This window comes from Polynucleobacter alcilacus (assembly GCF_018881545.1).
Lineage (GTDB): Bacteria > Pseudomonadota > Gammaproteobacteria > Burkholderiales > Burkholderiaceae > Polynucleobacter > Polynucleobacter alcilacus.
Genome location: NZ_JACVQD010000001.1, coordinates 534555 through 546675, shown reverse-complemented (window position 1 = coordinate 546675; position 12121 = coordinate 534555). Strand labels below are relative to the sequence as shown.

The following is a 12121-nucleotide window of genomic DNA, read 5'->3' as shown; positions in this document are numbered from 1 at the left end:
TTTTATGGTTTTTAATGGCATTCTTATTATGAATGAATTCTGGCATTTGCAAATTACAATCCCAAAATGACTCTTGAACTACACCATATTGAAATCATTGGTTATTGCGCTGCATTTCTAACTACGCTCGCCTTTTTACCCCAGGCCATCCAGTCTTGGCGCACCCGAGATTTATCAGGGATTTCTTTGGGGATGTATTCATTATTTACGACTGGGGTCGGTTTATGGCTAATTTATGGCCTCTTTACCGAGACCTGGCCCTTGATCTTGGCGAATGCCCTGACTTTTGCTTTGGCTTTTAGTATCTTGTTACTGAAATTACGCCATACTGCGAAACGTCGTAAACATTAATTACTGTATTGAATGGAAGGGATTTTATGAGTTCAGCATTTGTTATTGAACCTCCAGTGCAAATCTCACTGCCGGTAACGGGAGATACCAAACGTTTTGCTGTGAATCGCATTTACTGTGTTGGTCGTAACTACGCTGATCATGCTCGTGAAATGGGCCATGACCCAGATCGTGAACCCCCATTCTTTTTTATGAAGCCAGCTAACTCGATCGTGACGGATGGCAAGGACATGTCTTATCCAAATCTTTCAAAAGATGTCCATCATGAAATCGAGATGGTAGTTGCCATTGGTAAGGGTGGTGCCAATATTTCAGCGGATAAGGCACTTGAACACGTTTATGGTTACGGTGTTGGTTTAGATATGACCAGACGTGATCTACAGGGTGAGGCTAAAAAGATGGGCCGTCCCTGGGATACGGGTAAAGCATTTGATCAGGCTGCACCTTGTGGTGAGATTACTCCAGTAACACAATGTGGTCACCCTACAAAAGGGAGCGTTAAGCTCTTGGTCAACGGTGAAGTCCGTCAAGAGGGTGATTTAAATCAACTCATTTGGAATGTACCCGACACCATTGCTTATCTCTCTACTTTGTTTACCTTAGAGCCAGGTGACTTAATTTTCTCTGGCACACCAGCTGGAGTAGGTCCTGTACAAAAGGGTGATGTGCTAGAGGGTAGTGTTGCAGGCTTAGTAAACCTCAGGACCAAAATTAGTTAATGAGCGCCTGGTTTTATTGGAGGATGAGCTGAGGCAGAACACCCCCCGAAAAATAGGTTAATTGCGCTGCGTTCTGGATAAGCTACGCTAAAATTCGTTTATGTATATGTTTCTTCCTTTTCTGACGGCTTTCATCGGACTAGTCTTAGCCTGGTTTGGGAAGCGCCTTGCAGCATTAATAGTATTGGCTTTCACAGTAGGAATTCTGATTTACTGGTTCCGCTTTCATGCCACCACCCATCTCAACATCAGCTTATAAAAGACCGTGAGTAAATTTTCGTTTCCCTCTTTGGCTGCGCTAGGTAATCAATTGGCCTTACTTGCTGTTGTTGGGGTCCTGTCTTATGGATTTGTAGATCAACTGTATTTTGGTGAACTACCGTGCCCATTGTGTTTAATGCAACGCATTGGCTTTGTGATTATTGGTTTTGCAATAGTGCTCAACATCCGTTTTGGAGCGCATTCCTCGCATTATGGCTGGGCAATTTTGGGGGGCTTAGTGGGGATGATGGTTTCTTTACGCCAAGTCCTGTTACATATATTGCCGGGTGACAAGGGTTTTGGTGCTACCTTTCTTGAGCTGCATTTCTATACCTGGGCATTCGTTGGATATTTGGGCTTATTAGCGGGCCAAGCGATTTTATTAATGCTACCAAATCGTGAGGTGCGTTCTCGGTCGATGTTTGCTAATACTTTGGTGATTCTTTTTATTCTGCTGGTATTTGCAAATTTGTTATCAACACTGCTTGAGTGCGGTATTGGTCAATGCCCTGATGATCCTATTCAGTATGAAGGTTGGCTCTGGCTGCGCAATCGCTTTGCCTTCTAAATTCCAGCTATTCAGTATTAGACTCAGGTAATGCAATTTATAAAAGTGGCTAAGTGCCTCTTATTCTTCTGCTTCACTTGGCTCAGTCTTTGCACTGCCCATGCACAAAGTAAACCAACAGCGCATGCTTGGCCCAAGCAGGCCATTCGAATCATTGTCACCTTTACTCCTGGTGGAGCACCCGACATCTTGGCACGTGTCTTAGCGGAAAGTTGGCAACAAAGCTTAGGCGTGCCAGTTCTGGTGGAGAACCGCCCTGGCTATGGTGGCAACATTGGCGCGGATATAGTTGCCAAAAGCGAACCTGATGGCTACACCTTGCTGATTGGTACCGTAGGGATACACGCCATTAATGGCGCCCTTTATGAAAAGATGTCCTTTGATCCCGTAAAGGATTTCACCCCCATTAGTTTTTTAGCGAGCACTCCCAATGTCTTAATTGTGAATAAGGAATCAGGTATTACCAATGTTCATGAGTTGATCGAGCTTGCAAAAACCAAGCCAAATCAACTGACGTTTGGCTCATCCGGCATAGGCACCTCATTACATATGTCTGGTGAATTATTTAAAGAGATGGCCGGCATTCAAATCCGCCATATTCCCTATAAAGGGCGTGCTCAGTCTTTGCCAGACCTCATCAGCGGACGCATCACCATGCTCTTTGATAATCTGTCCTCATCGCTTCCTTTGATCAGGGCTGGCGAAGTCCAGGCTTTGGGTGTAACGACCTTAAAGCGTTCACCTGCAGCCCCAGAAATCCCGACGCTAGCGGAGCAGGGTTTACCGGGTTTTGAGGCGGTCTCCTGGTTCTCTTTAATGGCGCCCGCAAACTTGCCTCTGCCAATTCAAAAGCGCCTAAATCAATTAACTCGTCAAACCTTAGAGAAACCAGAAATCAAAAATAGGCTCTTGGCAGGGGGGTTGGAGCCTGCTCCTGGTAGCCCTAAAGACCTTTCTAAGTTGATAGCCTCAGAGTCGCGTAAGTGGAATCGGATAGTTATTCAATCTGGCGCTAAATTAGAGCCCTAAATCAGCTGTTTTCTTGTCAGCCTTTGTCAATTTGAGCGCGTTATATCAGAAAGGGAATAGGATAGGCTTAGACAACTCCAATACATTCGATTGAAAAACCCATTATTCAAACACCTTCTTTTAATCGACTAAATTTGCCTAAATTTTCAGCATTAGACTTTTCTAAATTCGGCTGCATTATGAGCATGCTTTTATTGGTGGGTTGTGCAACACAAACTCAGCAAGTAAAGATGAATGAGTCTAAGGATCAGTTCAAGAATGGTGATCTACAAAACACTACTGCAGCGATTCAGTCTGCCTTTAAAGATAAAAATACCCTTTATTACTTAGAGATGGGTGAAGTACAGCGTCTTCAAGGCCCAGGACAGATTCCGAGTAGTACGCAAAACTTACTCATAGCAGATCAACAGGTTGAGCAATGGGAGCGCAGCACCAATGACAAACTCAAGCGCTCCTTTTCTGACATGAGCTCCTATGTTTTATCTGAGGGCTTTAGTAGTAATTACGATCCCAAGCCTTATGAGGTCAGTTTTCTGAGTCAAACGCTGGCCTTAAATCATCTCACGCAGGGGCGTTGGAACGATGCCATGGTTGAGGCTAAAAAGATGGCTCAGCGTGAGAAGGTCATTGAGGATCTGATTCAAAGCAAAGTCAGTGCGGTATCCAGAACAGAGCAGGAACAGCAAAATAATCGGAATACCAAAGGCGCCACCAGTCGCATTCAGGATATTAATGGCTACCCCATCAATCTCTTAGATGATGAAGAAACGCGCAGTATGAAGAACTCGTATCAAAATCCAGGTGCTTATTACCTATCAGGCTTTATTCATGAGTCACAAGGGGAGGCTAGCTTGGCAGCCCCAGGATACCGTCTGGCAATCGAGTTACGTCCCTCGGTGAGTTTTTTTAAAACCAGTATTGCTAAGTTGGATTCCAATATTGCTAACCAACGCAAAAAAAGTTTTGCTGATACCTTGATCATTATTGATACTGGTTATATCCCCAAAATTACTCCTCAACGCATTAGCCAGACCTTCAATTTTGGGGGCCACCCTAAATTAGTTACCTTAACTTTGCCCTCGATTGAAAAATCTACCGAGCGTTACACGCCGACTTTGGTTCAGCTCGGTGATCGGACTGCTAACCCAGAGTTGGTAGCCAGCATTGATTCAATGGCTAGAAAGAATCTGCAAGATGAGATGCCGGGATATGTCTTGCGGGCAAGCACGAGAGCGCTAGTGTCATTAGCAGCGCAATATGCAGCTGACCAGTCCGCACAACAAGCTGCCAGAAGAAATAGTCAAAATAATCAAAACAACAATACGGCTGCAATTATTGGCGCCATTGCTGGATTGATTACCGGTTATGGACTACAAGCAATCAATGTGACGGATGTACGTCATTGGAGTACCTTGCCAGCACAGACCTATATGGCCCGCATGGGATTGCCGATTGGGCCAACGATGCTGAAGTTCACCTTGCCCTCGGGCGTGATTCAAAGCCAAACAGTCAATTTAGTGGGGGGCTATAACGTCGTCTATATTCGGATGTTTAGAAACAAAGCAAGCGTCCTCACGTCAAATGACCCAGCAGCATTGCCTAAACAGCCAGTCGCCGTCCCCCAAGTACTTAGTGCACCCATCACTGCACCTATCCCAGCACCCATAGAACCTACAGAAGCTTTGCCAGTTAAGGTACCAGACCCAGTAGCGCCGTTCAGCAATCCCACTCCAAGTCCTGCAAGCAGTAATATGGAAGGGTTGAAACCAGATGAGTCACCCAGTTTGCTCAATCGCTTTCAGCAGCTTTTTAATTAGGAAACTCGAGCATGAAAAAACACCTTCTTAGCCTATTGGCAGCATTCGCACTGATTGCCTGTAGCTCTACTCCTTCAATGAAGGATATGACTTTGCGAACAGGGGATACCGATAGCATTCAAGTTACCGATATGCGTAGCCTGATGCGCAATGGTGTTCTGACAGCGCAAGTGACAATTCAAAATGAAAGTAAATCCAATTTGGTAGCCTATCGTTTCAAATGGATTGGCAAGAATGGTATGACCGTCACTGATGAAGAGGCATGGAAGCCAGTGACCGTTGGTAAGGGCCAGACGACCGTTATCATGGGCATTGCCCCAACACCAGATGCAAGCGATTTCCGTTTTGAATTAAATCAATATAAATAAACCAAAAGCTGATTGAGAATGATCATGAAAATGCACACTAAAACTATCCAACTATCTTCAGTTGCAATCTTTGCAGCTTTGCTCGTAGCATGTTCTGGGCCACAAGTTCGCTACGGTGATGCCAAGGCAGTAGAGACTGTCAATGCAAACTATGGCTCAACCGATCTGCAAATGATTGCTGAGGCAATGACCCGATCTTTACTGCAATCCAAAGCCATCTCAGGAAGTAAAGATGCGCCCATTGTGACTTTGGCTGATGTGAAGAACAAGACTTCTGAATACATCGATACGCGCGTGATTACTGACAAGATCCGGACCCAGTTAACCAAGAGTGGACAGGTGCGTTTTGCAGTAAGCGTTTCGGAAATGCAGAATCAAACGGAAGAGTTAAAACGCCAAAATCAGTCTGGCTTATATAAGAGCAATACGATTGCCAAAACCGGCAATATGCAGGGTGCGCAATATCGGATTGAAGGCTCAATTGCCTCTATTGTGAAGAATACGAAGGACGTCAAAGATGTGTACTACGTCTTTAACCTCAATCTGATCAATAACGAATCCGGCTTATTAGAGTGGTCTGATGAAAAAGAAATTCGTAAGACGGCAACTCGCTAATAAAGGATATGAATTCATGCAATTGATCCAGAGAACCTTTCTAGCATCCATTGGCCTTAGCCTACTGTGCTTAGCTGGCTGTGCTTCGAAGCCGCCGGCTGCAGTGCCTGAGCAAGCCGTTGTTGGTCAGGTGCCGGCAGATCCACCGAAGAATCCCGTCATTAGCGCTGAAGTCCTTAAAGCCGACTCTAAGACTATTGCAGTGACCGATATCTACTTTAAAAAAGAAGGTAAGAACCTGATTTTTATTGAAGAGACTCGTCACAAGACCAATAACAATGTGATTTCAACTATCGCACCAAAGTCTATTGAAGTGGATGCGGATAAAGCGGATGCCTCTGCCTTAACGGGGGGTCCAAACTCTTCTGCATTTCCGGTCAAATTCACTAATCTAGCTGATCCAAAGGCGACTGCGCCAGGAACAGGCCCCATTATTACGCCGGTAGATCCAGGAAGTAGTAGCAATTCTGCTTCGAATGTGGAAACGCAGAGCCAGAAAAAGTCAGGCTATGAGAGCAAGATGGAATACGGCGAGCTACGCTACTTAGCAAACCCAATTCGTGGTTTGTTGATCAAGTCTGGCTATAAGGTGGTGCAGGCTAAACCATCAACAGTCGCGCCAAATCAAGGTGATGAGTACTTTGATATTGTGAAACGCATTAAGGCTGGCGATTTTCCAGATGCCAGCTATGTACTTTATGGTGTTTTAACTGAAATCTCCGTAGTAGATAACACCGATGACATTCCTGGAACCAAATCCTCTTCTCAGCAGGTCGTTTTAGATGTCACAGTCGACTTTAATGTAGTTGATACGCAATCCAACCAGATCATCGCCTCATTTGTGGCCTCTGGTGAAGGTAAAGAAGTCCGAATTGATGGTAAAGATAATGCTTTCAAACCGAGCATGGCGAAGTTAATGAAGCTGGCTGCTGTAGATTTGGCAGAAGATGTGCGTAAAAACTTAGCTGCCCAAAATTTCATTACCAATAACCCAGGCTCAGCGGGTTATGAACGTAATCTCAAGCGTCGCTTGGATGATGATGCTACTACTTTAAAAGTCTACAAGTAGGTAAGTAAGTAGGCAAGTAAGCAAATAAGTAAAGATCACGCCCTGAGTGTTTTCAGACTTCAACAGGCGGATGCGTTTTTTCATAGCGCTCCGCTGTTTTTCTAAAGAGGTAGAGCAGAAAGCAGGCGGCTAAGCCTAGACTGATGCTGTTGCCAGCCCAAAACCCATTAGCACCTTGCAAGAATTCTGGTGTATTGCCAAAGACATTAAAGCCCATTAAGTAGCCGCCCCCTAAGCCCACACCCCAAAGCGATCCTGCGTAGATGAGCATGGGTAAGAACGCAATGCGATATGCCCGCAATATGAAGGCAGCCGTGACTTGCAAAGCATCAAAGACTTGATAGAAGGCGATAAATAAGAATAGGGGAATCGAAAAGACTTTCACTGCTGCTGGTGGATCATATAAATCGAGCAGTTGCATTCTGAAAACCCAAACGGCAATACCAATTGCGATGCAGCTAACAGTCGTGAATACAACAGACGACCAGCCAATCTCCTCAGCACGCTCTGGTTTATTTGCCCCAATCGATTGAGAGACTAGCGTCATGGTTGCAATCGACAGAGAGAGCGGGACCATATAAATCACCGTACCCATATTGGCTACGATCTGATGACCAGCTAATGCGGTGGTACCAAGCCGTGCAATAAACAAGGACATAAAGGTGAATGAGGTCACCTCAATCAGATAACTAAAGCCAATGGGGGTGCCCAGCTTTAAGAGCGTCCAGATGCGATGCCAGTCAGGTAGGCTAAAACGCTCGAACATTTTGAAGGGGCGATAAAAGCTATCCAATAAGATAATTCCTAAGGTCATGAGTAACCAAGACCAGTTGATAATGACAGTGGCTACTGCGCAACCAGGGCCACCCATTGCCTCAATTCCAAAGCCACCATAAATGAACAGTAAGTTTAGGGGCAATTTCAGTGCTAAGCCGATGAGTTGAACAGCGGTAATGATGGCGGGTCGAGATACAGCATTATGCAAAGCCATCAAGACCCGCATAGCCATACTTGCAGGCAGACCAATGGCCAGGATATTGAGATAGAGCTTTGCTTTATCTTCGATCTCAGGGCTGACACGAGAGATCGCCAAAATATGTTCTGCATTGAGCAAGATAAAGCAACCCAAGATGGTTAATCCAAGGGCAAGCCAAGTTGCCTGCCTGACTTCTTCGCCGATTTCAGAATAGCGTCTAGCGCCAAAGAGTTGTCCAGCAATTGGGGCAAGTGCAGAGACGACACCCGTTAAGCCTACATAAATACTAATGAAGATTGCTGAGGCCATGGCTAGAGCAGCTAAGTCTTCGGCAGAATAACGCGCTGTCATGGCGGTATCCAGAACACCGAAAGCAATAACCGCCAACTGACCAACGAGAATTGGACCTGCTAGTTTGAGTAAAGAAGGAACATCCTCGCGAAGGCGCGCTAACTTAAAGTGCAGCACAAATTACTCCGGAATTACTTCGTAAAGGCGGAGACGTTCATCTCGGTCAGCAGCGCGACGATCTTCCCAAAGCAGATTGAGTTTTTTATTGTTGAGCTTGGCGTAGGCCTTAGCTTCAGATTGGGTGTGGGTCAACATCCAAGGGCAATTAGGATCATCACGCAATGTCAGTTTAGTGAAGTATTCAAAAGAAGCCAGCTGCGCAAAGCCAATATTGCTAGTGTCGATACAGCCACCACCAGCGGGGACTACCTGGGCTAGACGCGCCGATACTTGACGATAAGTTTTAGCGTAGTTAATCGTTGGAAGCCATAAGGTCATCAATAAAACCCACATCAAGGTAGTACCTGATGCAGAAATAATCAGACAACGCCAGATTTCTTTAGGGGCACGCGAAGTTCTCCAGCGTACTACTGCTAGCCACATGCCGGTAATCACCAGCGCCACTAGTAATGCGAGGAGATTAAATTGAAACTCAAATCCTGGTAGCAGACGAGCCAAGTTGGCAGCGGTAGACTCTGGATAGCCTGTCACTTTAGCTAACCAAATAATCCAAATCGCTAGCGCAATCACCGTAAAGCTAAACATCGCAAACCAATCGATAAAGCTGATCATGCTGCGTCTCAGGATTGGCAGGCTAAAGGCAGCGATGATCGATAAGCTCGGAATCAGAATCAACAAGTCATGTTCATTAGCTTCTAAGCGGAATAACACATAAATCAAGCTGCCGATAAATAGGCTTAAGGGGATACAGAGGTGCGGAGCCCGCCAGGCACCCGCTTCCTTCGTACGTCCCCAGTGGGCCAGCGAGATGATTGCTAGCGGCCATACTGGCCATGCATAGGCCCAGAAGTTCACGCTCAAGAAGCTAAGAGACTCAATTGAAGGGTTTACGCGCATCTCTGGCATATTGCGCCAACCTTCTTCAGCAATATGTCGCCACTGAATAGGAAGATCAGTCAAATACCAAATGATGGGCCAAATAGCAAAACCGATTAAACCGATCACCGTACTGGTGAGAGTCCAACGAAAGCGCAGTTTTGCATTGCTAGCAATGACCGCAATAATGGTAGAGCTCACAATGATTAAGCTAAGAGTGAGATTGCTAGAAAGAGCAACAATGGCAATACCCAAACCTGTCCAAATACCACCTTGCCATGGTTTATCTAAACCTCGGACTGTGCCGTAGAGCACGATACTGATGCCCATGAGTTGCGCCATCATGGGCGTGGTTTCATGAGCGCGCTGAGCAAGACCGACACACGCTAAGAAGATGAGCAGGGCACCATCAGCCAAAGTCATGCCGTAACTCTTTAAATCCGGTTGACCACCAACTGCAAGCGCCATGGGTTGTACTTCACGACGTCGACCTAATAAATAAGTGGCATACCAAATGGCAAGAGCAGCAGCAAAAAAGCAAATCGCTGAATACAAGCGCGCTGCATTAGCAGCACCAAGCCATGGACCAAATAATTTAATCAGGGTGGCACCCATCCAATAGGGTAGTGGCGTGCCTAGGGAAATATCACGACCGGCTAAGTGTGGAACCACCCAATCCATCGAGTTACCACGAAATAAGCTCCACATCCCACCAAAACCAATCGCATCTTCATTTTTCCAAGGGTCCCGAAAGAACAGACCAACAAAGCCATAGACCAAGGTCAACGCAAAGATAACGATACGTGGAATTGATTTAGTAGCGGCGGCGGTGAGTTTAACCATGGACTTTATTAAAGGCGAATCTATTGGTATGGCGAAAGGTATAGCGAAAGATAAAGCAAAAGGTAAAGCAAAAAATAAAAAAGGCAGCAAACGCTGCCTTGATTATCTCGCAGAGAAGGTATTTCACATACCCTGCGAATAGAAGTGTTTTAAGCCTTCTTCTTAGCTGTCTTTTCAGCAGCCTTAGCTTCTGCAGCAGCCGCTTTTTTCTCAGCTGTTTTAGCAGCGCCATCACCGGTAGACTTAGCAACAGCCTTGGTACCGAATTTCTGACGGAATTTCTCAACACGACCAGCGGTATCCATGATTTTTTGGGTGCCCGTGTAGAAAGGGTGTGATTCAGATGAAGTCTCGATCTTGGCCAATGGATATTCATTGCCATCTTCCCACTTGATTTTCTCTTTAGTGGACATGGTGGAGCGAGTCTTGAAGCTGAAGTTATTTGAAACGTCTACAAAGACGATTTCACGATATTCGGGGTGAATGCCAGGTTTCATTGTGAGTCCTATGAGCGGGGAGCCGTTTTAGCCAAACTGGCTGAAATACTTTCCCAAGTTTTAAAAGCAGTAAAGGTAATTATTTGGTGCAACAAAGGCGAAATTATGCCATGAAATCAACAACAAAGCGCACTTTTAGGCGCTAAAACAACCTGAAATGGACATTCCAGGCCTCCTTGAGCTCTAAATTAGCCTCCGCGACGCATTAAGTCGAAGAATTCACCGTTGTTTTTAGTCGATTTGAGCTTATCCACAATGAAGTTCATTGCCTCGATATCGTCCATATCGGCCAGTAATTTGCGCAATACCCAGATTTTTTGGAGGTTTTCAGCCTTGACTAGCAATTCCTCACGGCGGGTGCCGGACTTATTGAGATTGATCGATGGATAAACACGACGTTCAGCCAAGCGGCGCTCCAGGTGTACTTCCATATTGCCAGTGCCTTTGAATTCCTCATAAATGAGGTCATCCATGCGGCTACCGGTTTCAATCAGGGCAGTAGCGATGATGGTTAAGGAGCCACCTTCTTCAATATTGCGGGCCGCACCGAAGAAACGTTTTGGACGTTGCAGAGCATTTGCATCAACACCACCAGAGAGGACTTTTCCTGATGACGGAATCACCGTGTTGTATGCGCGTGCAAGGCGGGTAATGGAGTCAAGCAAGATGATCACATCTTTGCCCATCTCCACTAAGCGTTTGGCTTTTTCAATCACCATTTCAGCAACTTGAACGTGACGCACTGCTGGCTCGTCAAATGTAGAGGCCACGACTTCACCGCGAACGGAGCGCTGCATCTCAGTAACTTCTTCAGGACGCTCATCTACCAGCAGAACAATCAAGATCGCATCAGGATGATTGGCAGCAATCGCATGCGCAATGTGCTGCATCATCACGGTTTTACCGGATTTAGGTGAGGACACAATCAATCCGCGTTGGCCAAAGCCGATCGGGGAGATCATATCGATGATACGACCGGTGAGATTTTCTTCTGCCTTGATATCGCGCTCTAATAGAACTGTGCGATTCGGGTGCAGTGGCGTGAGGTTCTCAAACATGATGCGGTTCTTGAGGGCTTCAGGAGCTAATCCGTTGATCTTGTCGACCTTGACTAAGGCAAAGTAACGCTCACCATCTTTAGGGGTGCGCACTTCACCTTCCACGCTGTCACCAGTGTGCAGATTAAAGCGGCGGATCTGCGCAGGAGAGATATAAATATCGTCAGGAGAAGCCATGTAAGAGGCTTCAGGAGAGCGCAAGAAACCAAAGCCATCTGGTAGCACTTCTAATGTGCCATCACCAAAAACCATTTCACCGGCTTTAGCGCGTTTCTTCAAAATGGCAAACATCAATTCTTGTTTGCGCATCCGTTGGGTATTTTCAATCTCCAAGCTAGCTGCCATTTCAAGCAGAGCGGAAACGTGGAGGACTTTGAGTTCAGTTAATTGCATGTGGTTCTCGGGTGTTGATAAGGATAAAAATGAATAAGGGAATTTGTTTTGAGGGATCGCTGCGCTGATTTAGATCACGCAGATAGGGAAAACAGAATTTGGGAGATGTACTTAAAAGAAGGGGGAGGAAAATTGCTGGAAATGGCTGCACCGGAAAAGGTGCTGAACTGCTAATAAACGCAATACTACACTAAAAAATGGGCCTGACAA

14 protein-coding genes are annotated in these 12121 nt (G+C 45.8%); 10 read left to right on the top strand and 4 right to left on the bottom strand.

Features of this window, described 5'->3' with window-relative positions; translation table 11 throughout:
• The first annotated feature begins 66 nt into the window (after positions 1-66).
• The 9 genes from ICN45_RS02755 to ICN45_RS02715 all read left to right on the top strand — a co-directional run bounded on the left by ICN45_RS02755 (position 67) and on the right by ICN45_RS02715 (position 6797).
• A complete protein-coding gene (locus ICN45_RS02755; protein ID WP_216172838.1) occupies positions 67-351 on the top strand; it encodes a SemiSWEET transporter in 285 nt (94 codons plus the stop codon).
• Positions 352-377: 26 nt separating this feature from the next.
• On the top strand, positions 378-1070 hold the full coding sequence (locus ICN45_RS02750) for a fumarylacetoacetate hydrolase family protein (protein ID WP_216172835.1): 693 nt from the start codon (positions 378-380) through the stop codon (positions 1068-1070).
• Positions 1071-1170: 100 nt separating this feature from the next.
• A complete protein-coding gene (locus ICN45_RS02745) occupies positions 1171-1329 on the top strand; it encodes a DUF5993 family protein (RefSeq protein WP_216172833.1) in 159 nt (52 codons plus the stop codon).
• Between the two features lie 6 nt (positions 1330-1335).
• The gene (locus tag ICN45_RS02740) at positions 1336-1899 is read left to right on the top strand and encodes a disulfide bond formation protein B (protein ID WP_216172830.1); all 564 of its coding nucleotides are present in this window, start codon (positions 1336-1338) and stop codon (positions 1897-1899) included.
• A gap of 30 nt (positions 1900-1929) precedes the next feature.
• Complete coding sequence (locus ICN45_RS02735; protein WP_216172827.1) at positions 1930-2928, top strand: Bug family tripartite tricarboxylate transporter substrate binding protein; 999 nt, start codon at positions 1930-1932, stop codon at positions 2926-2928.
• Positions 2929-3107: 179 nt separating this feature from the next.
• A complete protein-coding gene (locus ICN45_RS02730) occupies positions 3108-4745 on the top strand; it encodes a COG3014 family protein (RefSeq protein WP_255531063.1) in 1638 nt (545 codons plus the stop codon).
• 11 nt (positions 4746-4756) lie between these two features.
• Entirely contained in the window at positions 4757-5113 is a 357-nt protein-coding gene (locus tag ICN45_RS02725) for a YcfL family putative periplasmic lipoprotein (protein ID WP_216172824.1), read from the top strand.
• Between the two features lie 24 nt (positions 5114-5137).
• Positions 5138-5728, top strand: a complete 591-nt coding sequence (gene lpoB, locus ICN45_RS02720; RefSeq protein ID WP_216172822.1) for a penicillin-binding protein activator LpoB — start codon at positions 5138-5140, stop codon at positions 5726-5728.
• On the top strand, positions 5694-6797 hold the full coding sequence (locus ICN45_RS02715) for a hypothetical protein (RefSeq protein ID WP_255531062.1): 1104 nt from the start codon (positions 5694-5696) through the stop codon (positions 6795-6797). Before lpoB ends, ICN45_RS02715 begins: the two co-directional genes overlap by 35 nt.
• A gap of 52 nt (positions 6798-6849) precedes the next feature.
• Here the strand turns inward: ICN45_RS02715 and ICN45_RS02710 are convergent, their stop codons facing one another.
• Together ICN45_RS02710 and ICN45_RS02705 are read right to left on the bottom strand one after the other, a co-directional pair.
• On the bottom strand, positions 6850-8241 hold the full coding sequence (locus ICN45_RS02710; protein WP_216172819.1) for an MATE family efflux transporter: 1392 nt from the start codon (positions 8239-8241) through the stop codon (positions 6850-6852).
• A 3-nt stretch (positions 8242-8244) separates the two neighbouring features.
• Positions 8245-9963 (bottom strand): ArnT family glycosyltransferase, encoded by a 1719-nt coding sequence (locus ICN45_RS02705; RefSeq protein ID WP_216172817.1) that lies wholly within the window; start codon positions 9961-9963, stop codon positions 8245-8247.
• On the opposite strand from ICN45_RS02705, the gene ICN45_RS02700 reads away from it, so the two are divergent.
• A complete protein-coding gene (locus ICN45_RS02700) occupies positions 9962-10105 on the top strand; it encodes a hypothetical protein (RefSeq protein WP_216172814.1) in 144 nt (47 codons plus the stop codon). The genes ICN45_RS02705 and ICN45_RS02700 overlap by 2 nt on opposite strands.
• Before the next feature lie 7 nt (positions 10106-10112).
• Here ICN45_RS02700 and ICN45_RS02695 read toward each other — a convergent pair whose 3' ends face one another.
• The gene (locus ICN45_RS02695) at positions 10113-10460 is read right to left on the bottom strand and encodes a type B 50S ribosomal protein L31 (protein WP_216172812.1); all 348 of its coding nucleotides are present in this window, start codon (positions 10458-10460) and stop codon (positions 10113-10115) included.
• Between the two features lie 188 nt (positions 10461-10648).
• A complete protein-coding gene (gene rho, locus ICN45_RS02690; RefSeq protein WP_216172809.1) occupies positions 10649-11911 on the bottom strand; it encodes a transcription termination factor Rho in 1263 nt (420 codons plus the stop codon).
• Between the last annotated feature and the right edge of the window lie 210 nt (positions 11912-12121).